At 63.7% G+C, this 23,379-nt stretch carries 14 protein-coding genes; 6 read left to right on the top strand and 8 right to left on the bottom strand.

Annotated elements, in window-relative coordinates; all coding sequences use genetic code 11:
• Nucleotides 1-74 precede the first annotated feature (74 nt).
• The 4 genes from AC5ZG5_RS28585 to AC5ZG5_RS28570 all read left to right on the top strand — a co-directional run bounded on the left by AC5ZG5_RS28585 (nucleotide 75) and on the right by AC5ZG5_RS28570 (nucleotide 4,449).
• Nucleotides 75-677 carry a K(+)-transporting ATPase subunit C gene (locus AC5ZG5_RS28585; protein WP_130224487.1) on the top strand — a complete coding sequence of 201 codons (603 nt, stop codon included), beginning with the start codon at nucleotides 75-77 and terminating at the stop codon, nucleotides 675-677.
• A gap of 42 nt (nucleotides 678-719) precedes the next feature.
• A complete protein-coding gene (locus AC5ZG5_RS28580; protein WP_456642064.1) occupies nucleotides 720-3,443 on the top strand; it encodes a DUF4118 domain-containing protein in 2,724 nt (907 codons plus the stop codon).
• Complete coding sequence (locus AC5ZG5_RS28575) at nucleotides 3,440-4,129, top strand: response regulator (protein ID WP_456642063.1); 690 nt, start codon at nucleotides 3,440-3,442, stop codon at nucleotides 4,127-4,129. The genes AC5ZG5_RS28580 and AC5ZG5_RS28575 overlap by 4 nt, the downstream gene beginning before the upstream one ends.
• A 68-nt stretch (nucleotides 4,130-4,197) precedes the next feature.
• Nucleotides 4,198-4,449 (top strand): DUF6496 domain-containing protein, encoded by a 252-nt coding sequence (locus AC5ZG5_RS28570; RefSeq protein ID WP_130224483.1) that lies wholly within the window; start codon nucleotides 4,198-4,200, stop codon nucleotides 4,447-4,449.
• Between the two features lie 112 nt (nucleotides 4,450-4,561).
• On the opposite strand, the gene ku is transcribed toward AC5ZG5_RS28570, so the two are convergent.
• The gene (gene ku / locus AC5ZG5_RS28565) at nucleotides 4,562-5,446 is read right to left on the bottom strand and encodes a non-homologous end joining protein Ku (protein ID WP_456642062.1); all 885 of its coding nucleotides are present in this window, start codon (nucleotides 5,444-5,446) and stop codon (nucleotides 4,562-4,564) included.
• A 110-nt stretch (nucleotides 5,447-5,556) separates the two neighbouring features.
• On the opposite strand from ku, the gene ligD reads away from it, so the two are divergent.
• The gene (gene ligD, locus AC5ZG5_RS28560; RefSeq protein WP_456642193.1) at nucleotides 5,557-8,232 is read left to right on the top strand and encodes a DNA ligase D; all 2,676 of its coding nucleotides are present in this window, start codon (nucleotides 5,557-5,559) and stop codon (nucleotides 8,230-8,232) included.
• A gap of 212 nt (nucleotides 8,233-8,444) precedes the next feature.
• On the opposite strand, the gene AC5ZG5_RS28555 is transcribed toward ligD, so the two are convergent.
• Entirely contained in the window at nucleotides 8,445-8,609 is a 165-nt protein-coding gene (locus AC5ZG5_RS28555; protein ID WP_080663914.1) for a DUF3309 family protein, read from the bottom strand.
• Nucleotides 8,610-8,769: 160 nt separating this feature from the next.
• Between AC5ZG5_RS28555 and AC5ZG5_RS28550 the strand changes: the two genes are divergently transcribed.
• Entirely contained in the window at nucleotides 8,770-9,081 is a 312-nt protein-coding gene (locus tag AC5ZG5_RS28550; RefSeq protein ID WP_130224529.1) for a polyhydroxyalkanoic acid system family protein, read from the top strand.
• Between the two features lie 67 nt (nucleotides 9,082-9,148).
• On the opposite strand, the gene treY is transcribed toward AC5ZG5_RS28550, so the two are convergent.
• From treY to AC5ZG5_RS28520, 6 genes are read right to left on the bottom strand one after another with little or no spacing between them, the layout of a single operon-like run.
• Entirely contained in the window at nucleotides 9,149-11,923 is a 2,775-nt protein-coding gene (treY, locus tag AC5ZG5_RS28545; RefSeq protein WP_456642061.1) for a malto-oligosyltrehalose synthase, read from the bottom strand.
• Nucleotides 11,924-11,927: 4 nt separating this feature from the next.
• Entirely contained in the window at nucleotides 11,928-13,685 is a 1,758-nt protein-coding gene (gene treZ, locus AC5ZG5_RS28540; RefSeq protein WP_456642060.1) for a malto-oligosyltrehalose trehalohydrolase, read from the bottom strand.
• Nucleotides 13,682-15,757 (bottom strand): glycogen debranching protein GlgX, encoded by a 2,076-nt coding sequence (glgX, locus tag AC5ZG5_RS28535; RefSeq protein WP_130224477.1) that lies wholly within the window; start codon nucleotides 15,755-15,757, stop codon nucleotides 13,682-13,684. Before glgX ends, treZ begins: the two co-directional genes overlap by 4 nt.
• A 3-nt stretch (nucleotides 15,758-15,760) precedes the next feature.
• Nucleotides 15,761-17,908 carry a 1,4-alpha-glucan branching protein GlgB gene (glgB, locus tag AC5ZG5_RS28530; RefSeq protein WP_130224475.1) on the bottom strand — a complete coding sequence of 716 codons (2,148 nt, stop codon included), beginning with the start codon at nucleotides 17,906-17,908 and terminating at the stop codon, nucleotides 15,761-15,763.
• Nucleotides 17,905-21,216 (bottom strand): maltose alpha-D-glucosyltransferase, encoded by a 3,312-nt coding sequence (gene treS, locus AC5ZG5_RS28525; protein ID WP_130224473.1) that lies wholly within the window; start codon nucleotides 21,214-21,216, stop codon nucleotides 17,905-17,907. The genes glgB and treS overlap by 4 nt, the downstream gene beginning before the upstream one ends.
• Nucleotides 21,217-21,229: 13 nt before the next feature.
• Complete coding sequence (locus tag AC5ZG5_RS28520; RefSeq protein ID WP_456642059.1) at nucleotides 21,230-23,179, bottom strand: alpha-1,4-glucan--maltose-1-phosphate maltosyltransferase; 1,950 nt, start codon at nucleotides 23,177-23,179, stop codon at nucleotides 21,230-21,232.
• Between the last annotated feature and the right edge of the window lie 200 nt (nucleotides 23,180-23,379).

Below are 23,379 nucleotides of genomic sequence, written 5' to 3'. Positions count from 1 at the left end.
AATCCACGATCTTGCCCCGCGGCCCGATGGATGGCTTCGCTTCGCTCGCAATGACGAGAATTAGGAGAGACAACATGCTTAGAGAAATTCGTCCCGCCATCGTCCTTCTGCTGTTGTTGACGGCAGTCACGGGCCTCGCCTATCCGCTCGCGATCACCGCCATAGCCGGCGTGATCTTTCCGTCCCAGGCGCAGGGCAGCCTGATCGAGAAGGACGGCAAGATCATCGGCTCCGCCCTGATCGGGCAAGAGTTCAAGGAGGACAAATATTTCCACGGCCGGCCGTCGGCGACGCTGGCGCCGGATCCAAACGATTCCTCCAAGACGGTGCCCGCGCCCTACAACGCGGCGAACTCCGGCGGCTCCAATCTCGGTCCGACCAGCAAGGCGCTGAACGACCGCGTCAAGGAGGATGTCGAGAAGCTGAAGGCGGAAAACCCGTCCCAGCCGGTGCCGATCGACCTCGTCACCACCTCGGGCAGCGGCCTCGATCCCGACATTTCGCCGGAGGCGGCGCTCTTCCAGGTGCCGCGGGTGGCAAAAGCGCGCAACCTGCAGGAAGCGCAGGTCCGCCAGCTCGTCGAAGCCAACACCAAGGGCCGTTTCATCGGCGTGCTCGGCGAGCCGCGGGTGAATGTCCTGGCGCTTAACCTCGCTTTGGACGGCGCTTCGAAATAAAGGCGGCTAGGCCGAATGACGTGACGCGACTATATTTGCTCTATGGCAAATGAGCATCGCGACCCTGAGAAGCGACCCTCGCCGGACGCGCTATTGGAAGCCGCCCGGCGAGAGAACGATGCGTCCGGACGGTTGAAGATCTTCGTCGGCGCCGCTCCCGGCGTCGGCAAGACCTACGAGATGCTGCAAAGCGCGCATGCCAAGCTCAAGGGTGGCAGCGATGTGGTGGTGGGTGTTGTCGAGACCCACGGCCGGGCCGAGACCGAGGCGCTGCTGCAGGGGCTCGAAGTGATCCCGCGCAAGCGGATCAATTACAAGGACCAGGTGCTCGAGGAGATGGACCTGGATGCGCTGATCGCGCGCCGGCCGCAGCTTGCCATCGTCGACGAGCTCGCCCACACCAACGCGCCCGGCAGCCGGCATCCGAAGCGCTATCTCGACGTCGAGGAACTGCTCTCCCACGGCATCGACGTCTACACCGCCGTCAACGTTCAGCACATCGAAAGCCTCAACGACGTCGTCGCCCAGATCACGCATGTGCGGGTGCGCGAGACGGTGCCGGATTCGATCTTCGACCGCGCGGATGCGATCGAATTGATCGACCTGCCGCCCGACGATTTGATCCAGCGATTGAAGGAGGGCAAGGTCTATGTGCCCAAGCAGGCGGAGCGGGCGCTTCAGCATTATTTCTCGCCCGGCAACCTGACCGCGCTGCGCGAGCTGGCGCTGCGGCGGACCGCCGAGCGGGTCGACGAGCAGCTGCTCAACCACATGCAGGCCAATGCCATCGCCGGTCCCTGGGCCGCGGGCGAACGTATATTGGTCTGCGTCAGCGAGGATCCGCGCGCCGCCGGCCTCGTGCGCTACGCCAAGCGGCTTGCCGATCGCCTGCACGCGCCCTGGACCGCGATCAGCATCGAAACCCGGCGCAGCCTGCAGCTCTCGGACGAGCAGCGTGACCGGCTCGCCGATACGATGCGGCTTGCCGAATCGCTTGGCGGCGAGGCGCTGACGATTCCCGCCGTGCATCGCCGCATCGCCGATGATCTGATCAGTTTCGCGCAGTCCACCAACGTCACGCATGTCGTGATCGGCAAGTCGTCGCGCTCGCGGTGGTTCGAGATCCTGCGCGGCTCCGTGGTGCACGATCTGGTGCGGCGCGCAGGCAATATCAGCGTGCACGTGATCGCCGGCGAGGATCTGCCTGCCGGCCTCGACAAAGGGCCGGCGGTGCAGACGGCGGCGCGAACCGAGCCGTTCAACCTCAGGCCTTATTTGTACTCGCTCCTGATCGTCGGCCTCGGGCTCGGCGCCGCCACGCTAGTCCATCCTCGCTTCGGCGTCGAGAACGTCGACCTGGTCTTCCTCACCGCCGTCGTCGTGGTGGCCGTGCGCTATGGCCTGTGGCCGTCGCTGCTCGCGAGCGTCGTGGCCTCGCTGTGCTACAATTTCTTCTTCCTGCCGCCGGTCTACACCTTCACGATCACCGACCCGACCAATATCGCGGCGTTCTTCTTCTTCATGCTGATCGCGCTGCTCGTTTCCAACGTCGCGGCGCGGGTGCGGGTGCAGGCCGATACCGCGATCAGCCGCGTGCGCATGACCGAGTGGCTTTACGCCTTCAGCCGCAAGCTCGCGGGCACCGCGACGCTGGACGACGTATTATGGGCGACCGCCTACCAGATCGCGCTGATGCTGAAGGTGCGCGTGGTGCTGCTGCTGCCGGAAGAGGGCTTGCTCGTCGTCAAGGCCGGCTATCCGCCGGAAGACCAACTCGACGACGCCGATCTTGCGGCCGCGAACTGGGCCTGGTCGAACGATCGGCCGGCCGGCCGCGGCTCGGACACGCTGCCCGGCGCCAAGCGCCTGTTTTTGCCGATGCGGACCGGCCGCGGCCTGATCGGCGCCATCGGCATCGACAATGACAAGACCGGCCCGCTGCTGACGCCGGACCAGCGGCGGCTGCTGGATGCGCTGGTCGACCAGGGCGCGCTCGCGATCGAGCGCGTGCTGCTGGTCGAGGACATGGACAAGGTCAAGCGCACCGTCGAATCCGAGCGCCTGCGCTCAGCGCTCCTGACCTCGATCTCGCACGACCTGAAGACCCCATTGGCCTCGGTACTCGGCGCCGCCTCGACCATGCGCGATCTCGGCGGCAACCTCACGGATGCGCAGAAGCACGATCTGCTCGCGACCGTGATCGACGAGTCCGAACGGCTGAACCGCTTCATCGCCAATCTGCTCGACATGACCAAGCTCGAATCCGGCGCCATCGTGCCGAACACGGCGCGGCATGATGTCGGCGAAATTGTCGGCAGCGCGCTGCGCCGCGCCGGCAAGATCCTGGTGCGACACAAGGTTTCGCTCGATCTCGCCGCCGATCTGCCGATGCTGGAGCTCGATGCGGTGCTGTTCGAACAGGTGCTGTTCAACCTGCTCGACAACGCGGCCAAATACGCTCCTGCCGACACCACGATCTCGATCCGCGGCCGGCGGGATCGTGATTCGATCGTGCTGCAGGTCATGGACGAGGGCAGCGGCATTCCGCCGACCGAACTCGAAAGCATCTTCGACAAGTTCTACCGTGTGCAGAAGGGCGATCATGTCCGCCCCGGCACTGGCCTCGGTCTTGCGATCTCCCGCGGATTCGTCGAAGCCATGCATGGCACGATCTCGGCCGCCAACCGCACCGACCGGAGCGGCGCCGTGCTCACCATCCGGCTGCCGATCCCGGCGGCTACCGCTGCGCTGGATACCGCTGCATGAACGCGACACCGATCAAGGTCCTGGTCATCGATGACGAGCCGCCGATCCGCAAATTGTTGCGGATGGGGCTGAACACGCAAGGGTACGAAATTCTCGAGGCCCCCAACGGCAAGGCCGGACTGGAGATGCTCGCGCAGGGGCCTGCGCTGATCATCCTCGATCTGGGCCTGCCTGATATACAGGGCCACGACCTCCTACGCATGATCCGCGCGCGCGACGAAAGCGTGCCGATCGTGGTGCTATCGAGCCGCGGCGACGAGGCGGGCAAGGTGCAGGCGCTCGACCTCGGCGCCGACGATTATCTCACCAAGCCGTTCGGCATGGATGAGCTCTTGGCACGACTGCGCGCGGCGCTGCGCCATCAATTGCAGGTGCAGGGTGAACGGCCGGTGTTTCGCACCGGCGATCTCTCGGTCGACCTCGTGCGCCGCATCGTCAAGGTCGGCGATCGCGAGGTGAAATTGTCGCCAAAGGAATATGAGCTGCTTCGTGTGCTGGTGCAGCACGCGGGCAAGGTGCTCACGCATCGTTTCCTGCTGAAGGAATTGTGGGACGAACTCACCGATGCGCAATATCTACGCGTCTATGTGCGTCAGCTTCGGCAGAAGATCGAGGCTGATCCCGAGCGTCCGCAATTCGTGCTGACAGAGACTGGGATAGGCTATCGCTTGCGCGCGGCGGACTGAGGCGAGTTGCAGATGCGGAACTTTTTCGGAGTGAGGAAATTAATCTCCCTCAACCGGGAGGAATGCCAATGGCACGAAAATATTCCAGGAAAGCATCCGGCGACGTCAGGCGCGCGATGAAGAAGCGCAAGGCCGGCACGTTGAAGAGCGGCCGCTCAGGCCGCAAGGTCAAGAGCCGCAAACAGGCGATCGCGATCGGACTTTCGGAAGCGCGCGCCAAAGGCAGGAAAGTCCCGAAGAAGTCGTCGAAGAAGAAAACGTCCAAGAAGAAAACGACGAAGAAGCGGAAGAGCAGCAAGAAGCGGAAGACCAAGCGGTAGTCCGGCTTCGCGCTTCTCTTCGTCATGGCCGGGCTTGTCCCGGGCATCCACGTTCTCTGGGCAAGAAGGAAGGCGTGGGTGGCCGGGACAAGCCCGGCCATGACGCTGTAGTCTACCCCGCCTTGCGTGCACGCGCGGTCGAGCGATGCGCTTTTCGCGCTGCGCGGCGGCGGGAGGGCTGGCGGCGGGCGGTGGAATGGCTGCGTTTCTTGGCTGCCGAGCGGCCCTTCAGGCTGTGCTTCAGCGCATCCATCAGGCTGACGACGTTGCTCGGCCGCTCCTCGGGCTCCGGGGCCTCGATCGGCTTGCCGGCCGCCTTGCGTCGCACCAGTGCCTTCAGTGCATCCTCATAGTCGTCCTTGAATTTCGAGGGGTCGAAATGCGCCGCCTTGCTGTCGAGGATGTGGCCGGCGAGCTCGACCATATCCTTGGTGATCTTCGGCGTCTTGATGTCGTCGAAATAATCGGCCTCATCGCGCAGCTCATAAGGGTAGCGCAAGGTGGTGCCGAGCAGGCCCTTGCCGAGCGGCTCGATCGCCATGACGTGCTCGCGGTTGGTCAGCACGATCCGCGCCAGCGCGACGCGGTCCTGGTCCTTCATCGCGTCACGGATCACAGCGAAAGCGTCAGCGCCGGCCTTGCCGTCGGGCGCGATGTAATAGGGGTGGTTGAGATAGCGCTTGTCGATCTCGTCCCTGGGCACGAAGCTTTCGATGTCGATTGTGTGGTTGCTCTCGATCTGGACGGATTCGAGTTCCTCCGGTTCGATCTCGACATATTTCCCTTTCCGTAGCTCATAGCCGCGCGCCTTCTGGTCGGCTTCGACGATGTCGCCGGTTTCGGCGTCCACCATCTGCTGCTTCAAGCGGTTGCCGGTCTCCTTGTTGATCATGTGGAAGCGGGTTTTCGCGACCGACGTCGAGGCCGGATACAGCAGCACCGGGCACGCCACTAGCGACAGCTTCAAGGTGCCTTTCCAATAGGCGCGAGGGGCCATTTCATTCTCCGGATATCTTGGAGTATGGGAACTTCAACCGATGCGAGGGGTTTTGGTTCCTGGTATATACCGCCGCAAGGCGGCGGCCATTTGCGTGAGGTGCACCCGTGCTGCAGAGAAACCTGTCCACCTATCGCAAGAAACGCGACTTCTCCAAGACCGACGAGCCCTCCGGCGAGGTCAAGGTTGCGCCGTCCAAACAGCGCCGCTTTGTGATCCAGAAGCATGACGCCACGCGGCTGCATTACGACCTCCGACTCGAAATGGACGGGGTGTTCAAGTCGTGGGCGGTGACCAAGGGTCCCTCGCTTGATCCGCACGACAAGCGGCTTGCAGTGGAGGTCGAGGACCATCCGCTCGACTATGGCGATTTCGAAGGCACCATTCCGGAAGGCCAGTATGGCGGCGGCACGGTGATGCTGTGGGATCGCGGCTATTGGGAATCGGACGATCCCGCAGCCGGGTTCAAGAAAGGCGATCTGAAGTTCACCCTGGATGGCGACAAGCTGCATGGAAGCTGGGTGCTGGTGCGGATGCGCGGCGATCGTTTCGGCGGCAAGCGCACCAATTGGCTGCTGATCAAGCATCGTGACGAATACGCCAGCGAGGACGGGGAAAGCATTCTCGATGAGGACCGATCCGTCGCCTCTGGCCGCACCATGGAGCAGATCGCGGCCGGCAAGGGCAGGGCGCCGAAGCCGTTCATGCTGGCGAAGAATGGTCGCGCGAAGGCGAAGGCCGATGCGGTCTGGCAGTCCAATCGGGAGGAGACCGGCGCGGCGCGTCCGAGGACGAAGGCGCCGGCGCCCAAAACGCTGGCGTCGAAGTCGCGCGCTTCCGCCAAAGCCAAGGCAAAAAAGATCGAGGCGAAGAAGGTCGAGGCGATGCCGGACTTCGTCGCACCGGAGCTCTGCACGTCCGTCGATCGTCCGCCCGGCGGTGCTGGCTGGTGCCACGAGATCAAGCTCGATGGCTATCGCGTGCAATTGCGGGTCGAGGACGGCGAGGCCACGCTCAAGACCCGCAAGGGTCTGGACTGGACCGACAAGTTCGGTGCGATCGCGAAAGAAGGTGCCAAGCTGCCTGATGTGATTGTTGACGGCGAGATCGTCGGGTTGGACAAGAACGCCATACCGAATTTCTCGACGCTGCAGGCGGCGATCTCGGACGGCAAGACCGATGATCTGATCTTCTATGCCTTCGACCTGCTGTTCGCCGAGAATGAGGATCTGCGCGCGCTGCCGCTGGCCGAGCGCAAGGCGCGGCTGAAGCGGCTCCTGGAAGGACGAAAAGGCAAGGGCAAGTTGATCCATTATGTCGAGCATTTCGAGAGCGGTGGCGATGCGGTGCTGGAGTCGGCCTGCAAATTGGAGCTTGAGGGCATCGTCTCCAAGAAGTTGGACGCGCCCTATCGCTCCGGCCGCTCCGAACTGTGGACCAAGGCGAAATGCCGTGCCGGTCACGAGGTCGTGCTGGGCGGCTGGAAGACCACCAGCGGAAAATTCCGCTCGCTGATGGCCGGCGTCTATCGCGGCGATCATCTCGCATTCGTCGGCATTGTCGGCACCGGCTTTGGCCAGGACAAGGTCCGCCGGCTGTTGCCGGTGCTGAAGGCGCATGAATCCGACGAGAGCCCGTTCGGCGGCGAGAATGCGCCGCGCAAGGCGCGCGATATCCATTGGCTGAAGCCCGACCTCGTCGCCGAGATCGAATTCGCCGGCTGGACCGAGGGCGGCAATATCCGGCAGGCCGCGTTCAAGGGACTGCGGCAGGACAAGCCGGCCAAGGAGGTGGAGGCCGAAGAGCCGGCCAAGACCGAGATCGCCGAGCCGAAGCCGGGCAGGGCCGCGGCGAAGGCTGCGAAATCGGCTGCGGATAAATCCTCTGTCGTCATGGGCGTCGTGATCTCCAAGCCCGACAAGGAGCTGTGGCCCGACGCCTTCGACGGCGAGGGCGTGACCAAGCTCGATCTCGCGCGCTATTTCGAGGCGGTCGGCGAATGGATGATCGTCCATCTCAAGGGCAGGCCGTGCTCGATCGTGCGCGCGCCTGATGGCATCAATGGCGAAAAGTTCTTCCAGCGCCATGCGATGCAGGGCATGTCGAACCTCTTGGAGCTCGCAAAGGTCTCCGGCGACCGCAAGCCCTATGTGCAGATCGATCGCATCGAGGGATTGGCGGCGGTTGCGCAGATCGGCGGGCTCGAACTGCATCCCTGGAATTGCGCGCCCGATATCTACGATACGCCGGGGCGACTGGTGTTCGATCTCGATCCCGCGCCGAACGTCGAATTCTCAGACGTCATCGAGGCCGCCAAGGACATGCGCCAGCGACTCTCAGCCGTCGGCCTCGAGAGCTTCTGCAAAACCACCGGCGGCAAGGGCCTGCATGTCGTGGCGCCATTGCTGTATGGCGCAAAGGACCGCGTGACCTGGAAGGAGGCCAAAGCGTTCGCGCAGGCGATCTGCCAGTGGATGGCCGATGACGACCCCGAGCAATATCTGCTCAACATGTCGAAGAAGCTGCGCAAGGGAAAGATCTTCCTCGACTATCTGCGCAACGACCGGATGTCGACTGCGGTCGCCCCGCTGTCGCCCCGCGCACGCGAAGGTGCCACCGTCTCGATGCCGCTGACTTGGGCGCAGGTGCGCGGCGATCTCGATCCGAAGAAGTACACGGTGCGCACCGTGCCGTCGCTGCTCGCGCGGAGCAAGGCCTGGGATGGCTATGACGATGCCGCCACGTCGATCAAGGCGGCGATGAAGAAGCTGGCAGCGAAGAAGTAGCGATGAGGTAGGTGGGCAAAGCGAAGCGTGCCCACCATTGCTTGCGGAGTGCGGATGGTGGGCACGCTGCGCTTTGCCTACCTTACGATTCTGCGAGTCGTCATTGCGAGGAGCGAAGCGACGAAGCAATCCACAGCTCCACGTGCGGAGAGATGGATTGCTTCGCTTGCGCTCGCAATGACAGGGAAAAAGTCAGCGGCTTCGTGTGAGCGTCAGATCCTCCCGAGCAATAGCAGGATCAGCAGGATGACGATCACGAGTCCGAGCCCGCCGCCGCCGTAGTAGCCGGTGCCATAGAACGGCCCGCCGCCTACGCCGCTGAAGCCGCCCAGCAACAGGATGATCAGAATGATGAGTATGATCGTTCCAATTGACATATAAGTCTCTCCTCAGCCCGGAGGGCCTGGTTGCCGCTTCTGCCCTTCTTGAGGAAAACGAACCTAATTCATGAAGGTTCCGGCTCTCGCGCCGCACGTATCGGCCTTCTGTTTAGCTGACGTGGCACTACATGCAGTTGATCAGAGGAGGAATTTTGCAATGTCTGCTCCATTGGTCGTTTCGATTCCGCATAGCCTTGGCCGCGAGGAAGCCATGCGTCGCCTGAAGACGGGACTCTCGCGCGCTGCGAACAGCGTGCCGGTGCTCAAGGTCGATGAGGAGCGCTGGGAGGACAATCGCATGATCTTTCGCGTGCGTGCGCTCGGACAGGCCGCAACCGGTCACGTCGATGTCAACGAAGATAATGTCAATGTGGAAGTGACATTACCCTGGCTGCTGCAACGCTTTGCCGAAGTCGCGCAAACCGCGATCCGCAATCGGGGCCGTCTGCTGCTGACGAAACGCAATTGAAGCGCGGCGTATCCGCAGTGAACGCTGCGCTCCCTCTCCCGCAAGCGGGAGAGGTGGCGTCCCTCGTTCAGGCGCGGACGCGCTTTCGGGTTGGCTTTAAGACGGCGGCGACTTTCGCCTTGAGGACGGCAACGGGCATATGCCTGAAGAGCGTGGAGAGCTGCAGCTCGTTCTCGCCGGCGTCGGTGACATAACCTTTAATCGTGACCGCGCCGTCGAAAGCCTCTGCTTTCGGCCAGACACGGCCGACTTCGGTGAAAGGCGCGAAGGACTTTGCAACGGCGACGATGACTGCATCCCGTTCCCATTGCCGCGCAAAGGCGATGATGTGATCGCGGTGTGCTCCACTCGTCTCCAGCGGCAGATAGTTGCCTTGCGTGAACACGTCGGGGAATTCGCTGCGAAGCCGCAGCAGGTGCCGGGTCCAGGCGAGCTTCAACCGACCGTCGGGCCATTGCTGGACAAGCTGCGCCCAGTCCGGCTCTTCCAACATGGCAAGCGCGGATGTGCGCGCGGCGAAGTCGACCGGACGGCGATTGTCAGGATCGACGAGGGAAAAATCCCAGAACTCGGTGCCCTGGTAGAAGTCCGGCACGCCGGGAAGCGTCGCCTTCAGCGTGAGCTGGCTCAGCGAATTCAGCGCGCCCAATAGCGACAGCCGCCGTGCCAGGGCTTCCAGCGCGTTCAGGAAGTCGGCCGAGCGGGAACGGTCCAGGATGCGCTCGAGGAACGTCTTGACGCCAGCTTCATAGACCTCATGCGGATTGAGCCAGCTCGTCTCCTGCTTGCCTTCGCGCGACGCTTTCAGCGCATAGGCCTGCATGCGCTCGAGGAAGCGGGGATCATCAGGTTGCCAGGCGCCGAGCATCGCCTGGTAGAGCATGTATTCCGATGTCGCCGATGGTGCGCGAAATTCGCCTTCGACCACAAGGTGCGGCGCGTTGAGGACTTTCCAGCGCGATACCGCGCTGGTCCACTCACCGGGAATTTCAGCCAGCGCCAGGATGCGGGCACGAGCATCCTCGCCGCGCTTGGTGTCGTGGGTCGCGGTCGCGGTTATGCCGTGTGGCCCTTCATTGGCGCGCCTCTGCATCATCTGGTGAAATGCGTCGACCGACAGCGCTTTCGCGGCCGGATCGCCGCCGACTTCGTTCAGCGCGAGCAGGCGATGATAGCGGTAGAAGGTGGTGTCCTCCAATGACTTTGCCATCATCGGACCGGTGAATTGCTGCACCTTCTGCGCAAAGCGCCGAACGCGCGGCGCGCTATGAGTGGCGCGGCCTGGCTCGATCAGGTCCATGGTCAGCGCGTCCTGGAGGAAATCGAAAATGCCTTCGTCGGCGGCGAACCAGTCGCCGCGCGCCCGCTCGATCGTGTGGGCGATCAAGGCTCGATCATGCGGCGTCGGGCCGGAGGCAGTGAGATAAGTGCGATAGACCGGGAAGTGCAGCACATAGAGCTCGAGCGCCTGCCGCAGGCTGTCCGCGGAAAAATCGCGCGTCGAGTAGTGGCCGTTCGCGATCCGCGCGAGCAGCCGCCACAGCACCGTGAACTCGCTGGTGAGCAGCGTCTCGAGCACGCGGCGCTTAGCTTCTTTCAGCACCGGCGCGAGCCTCGGCGAGCGGTTGCTGATCTGCCGCCAGATCTCGTCGAGCGGCGCCAGGCCCTTGCCGTCGACCAGGACTTGGGCGATCGCGTTCATCCATTCGTAGCCGGTGGTGCCGTGAACGCCGGCAAGCGCGGGCAGCTTCTCATGCTCGCCGAGGATCTTTTCGATCACCAGATAGAACGGCCTGCCGCCGCCTTGCGCATGGCGGATCAGGCGGCGCAGCCGCTGGCAATATTGCGCGGGATCACACAAGCCGTCGATATGATCGAGCCGCAATCCCTGCAGCTTGCCTTCGGCGATCAATCGCTGCACGAGCAGGTGGATCGCCTCGAATGTGGCGGCATCCTCGACGCGGATGCCGGCGAGATTGTTGATGTCGAAGAAACGGCGATAGTTGATGTCGCTGGAGGCGAGCCGCCAATGGCCGAGCTTGTAGTGCTGGCGTTCGAGCAGATGATGCAGCGCGAGCGTTTGCGCCGGGCGGCCCTCGCCGGCGCGGTAGGCCGATAGCCCGCGCGCGATGATCTCGGCGGCATCTGCGATTGCCTTCAGTTCCGCCTTGAACCCCGGGGCTTCCTTCCGATTGGGATGCCGCAGTCCCGTGTAGCGCGACGCCAGCGCGAGGATGCCCTTGCCGGCATCGCTCTCGGCGGCGTCAGCCTCGCGCACCATCGTTCGCAGCACCTCGCCATAGCGCTCGGGTGCGATCGGCAGGCGGTGCTCGAAATACCAGGCGGAGAAGCTGCCCTCGCCGGCATCGTAGCGCAGCTCGATCTCGCCGCGCTCCAGCGCCTGCCCATAGGACGAACCTAGGATCGGCAGCAGCACGCCGCCGCGGGCGCGGTAGGGCAATTGCTCCCAGTCGATGTCGAAGGAGGCGGCGTGCGGCGAGGTGGGGCCCCACTCGAGCACGTCGAGCCACCAGGGATTGTCGTCGAAATGCACGCCCACATGATTGGGCACGAAGTCCAGGATCAGCCCGATATCGTGCTGCTTTAGCGCCGCATTCAGGCGCTCGAAACCGGCTTCGCCGCCGAGTTCCGGATTGAACTTAGTGTGATCGACGATGTCATAGCCGTGGGTCGAACCCTTGCGCGCCTTCATGAAGGGCGAGGCATAAAGATGTGTGATGCCGAGCGCCTTCAGATAAGGCACGACTTCGGCGGCGGCATCGAAGTCGAAATCGGCGGTGAGCTGCAACCGATAGGTCGCGATCGGAATCGCGGGGGGCATTCTTCTATCCGATGTGCCAGCACACCGACCAAGCGGGGATGTTATCGCCCAACGCGCTGCCCCAGATCAAAGTTCCCGCGGGCCGGTCTTTCGGCGCTGCAATCTCTCGGTCGCCGAGATTGGCGGTCAGCGACAGTTGCCTGCCGTCGCCCATGCGCCAATGCGCCGTCAGCAGGTCGGCCTCCGCCTGCGCGTCGCCGAAGCTGGCGCCGGCAAGCCGTGGCATGATTTCGCGGCGGCGCATCGCAAGCAGGCTCCTGACCAGCGCCAGCCGTGTCCGTCCCGGCTCGCGGTCGCGCTCCGTCCAATCCAGCACGGCCGACTGAAAGGTCGATTGCTGCAGCGGATCGGGAACCTCATCGCCATATTTGGCATAGGCCCAGGCATATTCCTCACGCCGGCCCTTGCGGACGGCGTTGGCGAGATCGCCGTGGAAATCGCAGAAGAACGGGAACGGCGCCTTCGAGCCCCATTCCTCGCCCATGAACAGCATCGGCGTCATCGGCGCCAGCAGCGTGATCGCGAGCGCGGCCTCGATGGCTTTTGGATCGGCGAAGCTCTCGAGACGGTCGCCGAAGGGGCGATTGCCGATCTGGTCGTGGTTCTGCAGGAAGTTGACGAAAGAGGTCGGCGACAGCGTGCCGCTCGGCTCGCCGCGGGGAATGCCGCCCCAGAACGTCGAGACCTCTCCCTGGTAGACGTAGCCGGACGAGAGCGCGCGGGCGAGATCGCCACGCGGCGAGCGCTGGTAGTCGCCGTAATAGCCTTGCGCCTCCCCGGTCAGCATCACGTGCCAGACGTGATGATAGTCGTCGTTCCACTGCCCGCGATATTTGCCGCGCGGCGGGTCTTCGGTAGCATCGAGCAGGCTCGCACGATTGTCGCTGTTCTCGAGCACCATGTTGATGTGCCGGCCGGCCTCCGCCGCAAGCCTGCCGACAGCGATGCTGAGATCATGCAGGATCGGGATTTCGCCTGTCTCCACGATGGTGTTGACGGCGTCGAGCCGCAGGCCGTCGAAGCGGTAGTCACGCAGCCAATGCACCGCGTTCCCGATCGCGAAGTCGCGCACTTGCTTGACGCGATAATCGATGGCGCTGCCCCAGGGCGTGTGCGCGTCGGTGAAGAAGCTGGGCGCGTAGCGGCCGAGATAATTTCCTTCGGGGCCGAAATGGTTGTAGACGACATCAAGCATCACCATCAGCCCGCGCTGATGGGCGGCGTCGATCAGCGCCTTCAAATCCTCCGGCCGGCCATAGGCGCTGTCGGGCGCGTACCACAGGACGCCGTCATAGCCCCAGTTGCGTGTTCCTGCGAAATCGGCGAGCGGCATCAATTCGAGCGCGGTGATGCCGCTCTCCACGAGATGGTCGAGCCTGTCGATGATCGCGCGATAGGTGCCTTCGGGTGTGAAGGTGCCGACATGCGCTTCGAGGACAACCGCCTCATGCCACGGCCGCCCGCGCCAGTCGGTGGTGCGCCATTGGAAAGCGTCGTGATCGATCACCTCGCTCGGGCCGAAGACGTCGTCGGGCTGGAACGCGGAAGCCGGGTCGGGGACGTCGATCTCATCATCGATGCGAAACTTGTAGCGCGCGCCAGCGGCGACGCCAGGGATTTCGACCTTGAACCAGCCATCGTCGCCGCGGCTCAGCGCATGCGGCTTGTCGAGCAGCACGTCGACGCGCTTGGCCGCCGGCGCCCACAGGCGGAACAGCGCGCCGTCCTTCGTCAGCAGGGGACCGAAATGCCGCTCATTCATGCCGAGCCTGCAAAGGCGAGCACCGAGCGGGAAGGCGCCTTGGTGTCGGCGCCCGACGCGAAATCGACGGGCATCTGCTTGTTCTCGGTGGTGTTGAGCACCTGCCGCCAGTTCCTGTACTCGGGCATCACAGGCATCTTGAACGCGATCTCTTCCGGTGCGGCATTCAGCACAATAAAGATCGGCGCCTGCCCTGGTTCCATCGGTCCGAGCACATAAGAGAGAAAACGCCCTTCCGGGAAATTCCAGTCGGACTCCTTCATCTCTTCCGCCGCCGGCGTCAGCCACAGCACGCCGTAGGAGCCGTCGGCGCGGCGGCCATCCAGCCAGCGCTGCGAGCGAAGCTGGGCGAACTTGCGGCGCAGCTCGGTCAAATGGCCGACGAAATCGGTGAAGTCCTCGACCTCGTCGCCGAAATTGTCCCAATTGACCCAGCCGACCTCGTTGTCCTGGCAGTACGCATTGTTGTTGCCATCCTGCGAATTGCCGACCTCGTCGCCGGCGAGCAAGAGCGGCGTGCCCTGCGCCAATAGCAGGCAGGCGAGCTGGTTCTTCCGCAACTGGCGGCGCAGCGCGATGATGTCGGGATCGTCGGTCGGACCCTCGACGCCGCAATTGTTGCTGTGATTGTCGTTGGAGCCGTCGCGATTGTCCTCGCCATTGGCTTCATTGTGCTTCTGGTTGTAGCTGAAGAGGTCCATCAGCGTGAAGCCGTCATGCACGGTGATGTGATTGACACTGGCGCGCGTCGCGCGATTGTCGTGATTGAACAGGTCCGATGAGGCCGTCATGCGGCGCGAGACTTCGCCGATCAGGCTGCCTTCGCCGCTCCAATAGCGCCGCATCGCGCTGCGATAGCGGTCGTTCCATTCCGACCATTGCGAGGGGAACGCGCCGACCTGGTAGCCGCCAAGGCCGAGGTCCCAGGGTTCGGCGACGAGCTTGACGGTGGAGAGCACCGGATCCTGCCTGACCGCGGTGAGGAAGGACGCGGCGCGGTCATAGCCGTTCGGTACGCGCGCCAGCGTGGTCGCGAGATCGAAGCGGAAGCCGTCGACGTGGCAGACCTCGACCCAGTAGCGCAGCGAGTCCATCACCATCTGCAGCACGCGCGGGTGGGTGAGCCTGACCGAATTGCCGCAGCCGGTGAAGTCGTCATAGTAGCGCGGATTGTCCGGCTTCAGCCAGTAATAGGAGGCGTTGTCGATGCCGCGGAACGACAGCGTCGGGCCCATATGGTTGCCCTCGGCGGTGTGGTTGTAGACGACGTCGAGCATCACCTCGATGCCGGCATCGTGCAGTCGCGCCACCGTGGTGCGGAAGGAATCGAGCGCATTGTCCTGCGCGTAGCGCGGCTCCGGCGCGAAGAAGGCGAGCGTGTTGTAGCCCCAATAGTTGGCGAGCTTCTTCTCGACCAGGATGCGGTCGTCGATCAGGCCGTGGATCGGCAACAGTTCGATCGTGGTGACGCCGAGCCGCCTCAGATGATTGATCATCGCGGGCGAGGACAGTCCGCCATAGGTGCCGCGCAGGTTCGGCGCGACGTCCTCGCGCTTCTGCGTCAGTCCCTTGACATGGGCCTCGTAGATGATCGTGTCTTCCCAGGGGATGTGGGGACGGATTTCGCGGCGGCCCCAGTTGAAGGTCTCATCGACCACGACCGCCTTCGGCATGCCGCGGGCATTGTCGCGCCGATCAAAGGATAGGTCCTCGCGCGCGCTGCCGGTGCGGTAAGCGAAATGCGCATCGCTCCACACCAGCCGCCCCGCGAGCCGCTTGGCATAGGGATCGAGCAGGAGCTTGTTGGCATTGAACCGGTGGCCGCGCTCCGGCGCGTAGGGGCCGTAGACGCGATAGCCGTAGAGCTGGCCCGGCGAGACGTCGTTGAGATAGCCGTGCCAGACGTCCTCGGTGCGCTCCGGGAGTTCGATGCGTTCGAGCTCGCGCCGGCCCTGGCTGTCGAACAGGCACAGCTCGACCTTCTCCGCATTCGCAGAGAACAACGCAAAATTGGTACCCCTTCCGTCCCAACTGGCGCCCAGCCGGGACGACGTTCCCCCAGTCAGTCGCATACGTCAGCTTTCAGGTACGAGGAAGATCGCAGCCAGCGGCGGAATGGTCAGGCTGAGCTCGGGCACAATGCCTTCATGCGTGACCACCTCACCGATATTGCCGACATTGCTGCCGCCATAGTGGGAGGAATCCGAATTCAGCACCTCGCGCCATTTCCCGGCAAAGGGAACACGAATGCGATAGTCGTGATAGACGTTCGGCGAGAAGTTGACCACCACCAGGCAGCGCGAACGCGCGCTGTTGCCCTTGCGGATCCAGGCGAACACGTTGTGGTCGGCGTCATCGGTGATGACCCATTCGAAGCCGGCCGGATCGCAATCCAGTTCATGCAGCGCGGGGAGCGCGCGATAGAGCCGGTTGAGATCGCGGATCAGCGCCTGCACGCCGGCATATTTCGGTTGCGCGAGCAGATGCCAGTCGAGCGAATGTTCGTGAGCCCACTCGCGCTCCTGGCCGAACTCGCAGCCCATGAACAACAGCTTCTTGCCGGGATGGCCGAACATGAAGCTGTAGTAGGCGCGCAAATTCGCGAAGCGCTGCCAGTCGTCGCCGGGCATGCGGCCCAGGATCGAGCGTTTGCCGTGCACGACCTCGTCATGCGAGAGCGGCAGGATGAAGTTCTCGGAGAAGGCGTAGTGCAGGCCGAACAGGATGTCGCCGTGGTGGTACTTGCGGTGGATAGGCTCCTTGCCGATGTAGCGCAAGGTGTCGTGCATCCAGCCCATGTTCCACTTGTAGCCGAAGCCGAGCCCGCCGAATTCGACCGGGCGCGACACCTGCGGCCAGGCGGTCGATTCTTCCGCCGCGGTCGTTGCCTGCGGAAAGCGCCCGAACAGTTCGGTGTTGAAGCGGCGCAGAAAGTCGATCGCCTCCAAATTCTCGCGGCCACCATATTTGTTCGGGATCCAGCCGCCCGGCGGACGGCTGTAATCGAGATAGAGCATGGAGGCGACCGCATCGACGCGCAGTCCGTCGATGCCATAGCGGTCGAGCCAGAACAGCGCGTTCGAGACCAGGAAATTGGTCACCTCGGTGCGCCCGTAATTGTAGATCAGCGTGCCCCAGTCGAGATGGCGACCCTGCAGCGGGTTGGCGTGCTCATAGAGCGCGGTGCCGTCGAAATGGCCGAGGCCGTGCGGATCGTCCGGGAAGTGTCCGGGCACCCAGTCGAGCAGCACCCCTAACCCTTCGCGATGACAGGCATCGACGAGCGCAGCGAAGTCGGCCGGCGAGCCGAACCGGCTGGTTGGCGCGAACAGGCCGGTCGGCTGATAGCCCCAGGAGCCGTCGAACGGATGCTCGCTGACGGGAAGGAATTCGAGATGGGTGAAGCCCATGTCGCGCGCATAGGCCGGAAGCTGCTCGGCGAGCTCGCGATAGGTCAGCCACTCATTGTTGCCTTTGCGGCGCCATGAGCCGAGATGGACCTCGTAGATCGAGATCGGCGCGCCAATGCCGTTGATGCCTGGTGGCGCTGCCTGCGGATGCGGAATGTGGTCGAGGTCGACCACGATCGAGGCGGTCTTCGGGCGCAGCTCGGCGCCGAATGCCACCGGATCGGACTTCAGCGGCAGATGTTGGCCATTGGGGCCGATGATGTCGAATTTGTAGTGGTCGCCGGCGCGGGCATGCGGGATGAACAATTCCCAATAGCCAGGGCCGCGGACCCGCATCGGATGCCGCCGCGCATCCCAGAAGTTGAAATCGCCGACCACGCTGACCCGCCGCGCGTTCGGCGCCAGCACCACGAAGGCGACGCCCTCCACGCCGTCGAGCGTCATCGGATGCGCACCGAGCTTGTCGTAGATGCGCTGGTGGGTGCCTTCGCCGAGCAAATAGAGATCGAAGTCGCTCAACACGGGCGGGAAGCGATAGGGGTCGTCGAGATCGACGACATGGTCGCCGAAGCGGGCGCGGAGCTGGTAACGGCGCGAGCCGTTCGGCAGCGCGCCGGCGAACAGGCCAGCATCATGAATGCGCGCGAGCGGCGCGGTTTCGCCATGCTCGCCGATCGCCTCGACATTGGAGGCTTCCGGCAGGAAGGCGCGCACCACGCTCTGGTCGCCCTCGGAGTGGAGCCCGAGATAGCGGAAGGGGTCGGAATGGCGGCCCTCGATGATCGCGTAGGCTTCAGCAGGCAATCTGGTCATTGCGGCTCATGCGGTTGTTGCGCCAGGATGCGGAGCATCCCGGTCAGCGGGACGCGCAGCCAGTCGGGCCGGTGCGCCAGCTCATATTCGATCTCGTAGAATGCTTTCTCAAGCAGGAAGAAGTTGAGCATCCGCTCGGCGGCTTCCGGATCGGCCGGCCACAAGGGCTGGCCCGCCATGGTCTCGCGATAGACGGCCAGGAACGTCGCGGTAGCCCGATCCCGCCAGTCGGCGAGCGCCAGCGCGAGCTTGCTTTGTTCGTCGGGTGCGACCTTGAGCGCCCGATCGAGCGCAGCGGTGACGGAGTAGTCGATCGAGCGGACTAGCCCGGCGACATCGCGCGCCGCCGGCGCCTTGCGCCGCCGCTCAGCGATGCTCCGCCGCGGCTCGCCCTCGAAATCGATGATGAAGATGTCGTCCTTGACGATCAGCATCTGGCCGAGATGGAAGTCGCCGTGATGGCGGATGTTGAGGCCGTCGATGTCTCCGGGCAGCAGCGCCTTCAGCCGGGCCGGCAAGCTATCCTGCTGCGCCAGAAACTGAGCCACCAGCGGGCGATCGGCCTCTTTCAGCGTATCCCGTCGCTGCGTCAGTGTCTCGAAAACGCGATCGGCACGGGCCAGGATGTCGTCGATCCAGCGCTGCACGTCTTCCGGCCTGGTCGGCTCCGGCACGAACTCGGGCAGGTCGCGGTTGCTCGCCAGCGCAATGTGCAGTTCGGCGACCCGCTTTCCCGTCTGCGCCATGTAGCGCAGATAGGAGATCTGCTGTTCGCTTTGCTTCGTCTCATGATTCGTCGCGAGCAGCCGCTGCTCCTCGACGAAGCGGTCGAGATAGGCTGATGTGACGGTCCATGCCTCGCCCTGGTTGGTGACAAAGGCGTGAACGATGCCGATCGCACTGCGCTTCTCGCCCTCGACGAGCTCGACCGTGCCGAGCAGCGCCGGCGTGTTGGCGAAGCCCGCGACGTCGGTGAGGAAGCGTCCCATCTCGATCTCCGGATTGATGCCGGGCTCGAGCTTGCGGTAGATTTTGACGACGTAATCCTCGTCAACCAGCGCCGTGCTATTGGACTGCTCGGTCTCCACCGCGCGGATGCGCTGGGGCTGTTTGATCGGCTTGTCCGTGAAGCGGCTGGTCGGGCGGAATTCGAGGCGCAGCGCGATGCCGAGCTCCTCGTCCTCGACCGTCAGCGACTGCGCCAGATTGCGGAGCAACAGCGCGATGAAGATCTCGTCGGTCGCAACATCGAGCAGCGTGCCCTCGCGCGCGCCTTGCCGTACCGCGGCTAGGGCGCGCGGATTGTAGCGCTCGCGGTCGAAGCGCACCCATTCGATCCGGATCGGCAGCACGTAGCGTGAGGTGGCGCCGCGCTGAGTCGTCTCGAAGAAAGCGAGCCAGGGGCGGTTGTCGCCGATATCGCAGAAGGGAATCGCGGAGACGAGCTGCGGCTGGATCGCCTTCGACAAACTCTCCGGATACCAGCGCGCCCGCGACAGGTGGCCCGGCAGCACGTCGCGCTCGAACACACCGCGGGCGCGCGCCAGCGACACCCAGGTCGAGTTCAGCGGCACGACCAGCGTCTCGAATTCCGGCACCGCGCGCCGCGGGATGGCGATGGACTTGTCCGGCTCCTGCAGCTGGAACCAGTAGAAGCCATACGGCGCGAGCGTGACCATGTAGGGCAGTTCGCCGATCGTCGGGAAGCGCGTGCGGCCGAGCATCTCCAGGGGAATGCGTCCCTTGAAGGCGGAAAGGTCGAGCTCGGTCGCCTGCGCCGAGCGCGACAAATTGGCGACGCAGAGAATAACCTCGTCCTGATACTGCCTGACATAGGCGAGCACCGAACGGTTCTCGGGGCGGATGAAGGTCATGGAGCCGCGGCCGAAGGCCAGCGTCGACTTGCGCACCGCGATCAGGCGTTTGGTGGCGCTGAGCAGCGATGATAGGCTGCGCGACTGCGCTTCGACGTTCACGGCCTCGTAGCCGTAGACGGGGTCCATGATCATGGGTGCGTAGAGCCGCGCCGGGTCGGCGCGGGAGAAGCCGCCATTGCGGTCCGGGCTCCATTGCATCGGCGTGCGGACGCCGTTGCGGTCGCCGAGATAGATGTTGTCCCCCATCCCGATCTCGTCGCCGTAATAGATGATCGGCGTGCCCGGGAACGAGAGCAGGAGCGAGTTCATCAATTCGATCTTGCGCCGGTCATTGTCCATCAATGGCGCGAGGCGGCGGCGAATGCCGACATTGATGCGGGCGCGGGGATCGTTGGCATAGGTCGACCACAGATAGTCGCGCTCGACATCGGTGACCATTTCCAGCGTCAGCTCGTCATGGTTGCGGAGGAACAGCGCCCATTGGCAACTGGCCGGGATGTCGGGCGTCTGCCGCAGGATGTCGGTGATCGGAAAGCGGTCCTCCTGCGCGATCGCCATGTAGATGCGCGGCATCAGCGGGAAATGATACGCCATGTGGCATTCGTCTTCCCGGCCGAAATATTCCTGCACGTCCTCCGGCCATTGATTGGCTTCGGCGAGCAGGATCTTGCCCCTGGCGTAGGTGTCGAGCTCGCGCCGCAGCAGTTTGATGATGGCGTGAGTCTCGGGCAGGTTCTCGTTGTTGGTGCCTTCGCGCTCGCAGAGATAGGGAATGGCGTCGAGCCGGAAACCGTCGACGCCGGTGTCGAGCCAGCGCTTCATCACCTGCACGATGGCGCGCACCACGCGCGGGTTGTCGAAGTTCAGGTCCGGCTGGTGCGAGAAGAAGCGGTGCCAGTAGAACTGGCCCGCTTCGGGGTCCCAGGTCCAGTTCGACTTCTCGGTATCGGTGAAGATGATCCGCGTGCCCTGGTATTTCTGGTCGGTGTCGCTCCAGACATACCAGTTGCGTGCGCTCGAGCCGGGATGGCTGCGGCGCGCGCGCTTGAACCAGGCGTGCTGGTCGGAGGTGTGGTTGACGACGAGCTCGGTGATGACACGAAGGCCGCGCTTCTTGGCTTCATGGATGAAGCGCTTGAAGTCCTTCATCGTTCCGAAATCGGGATTGATGTCGCCATAGTCGGCGATGTCGTAGCCGTCATCACGCCCCGGGGACGGATAGAACGGCAACAACCACAGCGTGGTGACGCCGAGATCCTGCAGATAGCCAAGCTTCTCGGTCAGCCCCGCGAAATCGCCGATGCCGTCATTGTTGCTGTCGGCGAAGGCCTTGACGTGGAGCTGGTAGATGATGGCGTCCTTGTACCAGAGCTCGTCCGCCGTCTCGGTGGCCACCAGTTCCTTTGTCTCGACCGCTGAAAGCACGTTCATGGCACCGCCCCCTTCAGGCCAGGCAGCGGAACAGCACCGCCGGATCGCGCATCGGATCGATCCGCACCCGGATGCCGCCCCAGTCGAGTGCATGGCGTTCGCCCGTGATCAGGTTCTCGACCGCAGCGACGTGGCGGCGCTCATCGCCGGTGCCCGTCTGGACATCGCCGAGCGGCAGCCAGACTTCGTGGGCGTCGCGCGACAATGCAATTGCGACCGCAACCGTGTTGCTCCCGTCGACGGATTCCTTCACGAACCCTATTACGTTGCCGTCCTCGATGGGCAGGAAACGCAGATTGCTGGTCTGCTGCAACGCTGTGTTGGCGCGGCGCGCCAGGTTGAGGTCACGGATATAGGGCTTGATGTTGCCGGGCTTGTCCCAGTCACGCACCTTGATCTCGTATTTCTCGGAATCGAGATATTCCTCCCGCCCGGGGATCGGCTCGTGCTCCAGCAGCTCGAAACCGTTGTAGATGCCGTAGGTGCCGGACAGCGTCGCCGCCAGGGCCACGCGCGACTTGAACATCCAGGGTTCGCCGCCCTGCAGATGGAAGGGCAGGATGTCGGGCGTGTTGACGAAGAAATTCGGTCGGTAGAAGTCGCGCTCCGGATAGCGGGTGAGCTCGATCAGATATTGCTCCAGCTCCCAGCGCTGGGTGCGCCAGGTGAAATAGGTGTAGGACTGGGTGAAGCCGAGTTTTGCCAAACCCTTCATCAGCTTCGGCCGGGTGAAGGCTTCGGCGAGGAAGATCACGTCGGGATGGTGCAACTGCACCTGGTGGATCAGCCATTCCCAGAACGGGAACGGCTTGGTGTGGGGATTGTCGACGCGGAAGATCTTCACGCCCTGGTCGACCCAGAACAGGATCACGTCCCGCAGCGCATTCCACAGCGAGCCTGAATCCTCGCAGCCGAAATCCGGGTTGACGATGTCCTCATATTTCTTCGGCGGATTCTCCGCATAGCGCATCGAACCGTCGGGGCGCTTCTTGAACCATTGCGGATGTTCCTTCAGCCAGGGATGGTCCGGCGAACATTGCACCGCGAAGTCGAGCGCGACTTCCATGTTGTGCTCTCTGCATGCCGCGACGAAGGCGCGGAAGTCGTGCAACGTGCCCAATTCCGGATGGATGGCGTCGTGGCCGCCTTCGGCGGAGCCGATCGCGTAGGGGCTGCCGGGATCGCCTTCCTTGGCGGTGACCGCATTGTTGCGTCCCTTGCGGTTGATCTTGCCGATCGGGTGGATCGGCGTGAAGTAGACCACGTCGAACCCCATCGCCGCGACGTCAGGCAACCGGTCGATGCAGTCGCGGAAGGTGCCGTGCTGTCCCTCGACTTTGCCCTGGCTGCGCGGGATCATCTCATACCAGGAGCCGAAGCGCGCCCGCGGCCGATCGGCGACGAACGGGAAGAGCTGTGAGCGCGTCAGGTCGGGTCGCGACTGGCTTTCGGCCATCGCGTCCTGCAATTCAGGTGTGAGCAGGGCAGCCGGATCGCCGGACTGGAGATAGGTCTCGCACTGCTTGAGGATGATGGCCGCCGCCGCCCGTCCGCCGGCCTGCGCCTTGGTCAGCATGCCCGCGCCTTCGATGGCATCGAGCGTCACATCGGTGCCGGCCTTCTGCTTCAGTTCAAAGCCGTGCCGCCAGGTGGCGAATTCGTCGGTCCAGGCCTCGATCGCATAGAAATAACGGCCGGGCGTGTCGGGGACGAAGGAGCCAAACCAGCGATCGTTCCCGTGCATGGTCATCGGCTCGCGCCGCCATTCGTGGTCGAGCTCGCCGCGCCAGATCAGTTCTGCAGCGACGATGTCATGCCCGTCGCGATAGACGTCGGCCCAGACCTCAACGGGCTCCCCCACGATGCGTTTCACGGGGTAGCGGCCGCCATCGATCAGCGGATAGACGTCTTCGATATGGAAAGTGCCGGCGGCACTCTCGACAGTTTGAGCGGTTTTGTTCACGGTGATGCCGCCATTGACAAGGAAATGACGCCCCCGTTGCGTGAAGGATACGCTCCGGACTGATATAGAAAGCCGCTCATGGGACATTGGTTCCCATGGAACGCCTCGAAGGACAGCGAGTTAAACGTCATCTATCCCCTTCCCGCATCTACATAATTTCGTGACCCACTCTCCCGGGTCATGTGCAAAGCGCGTGCCGA

It is taken from the genome of Bradyrhizobium sp. Ses1, assembly GCF_059512365.1.
Note: the sequence above shows the minus strand (reverse complement) of the source record. Positions and strands in the feature narration are given on the sequence as shown.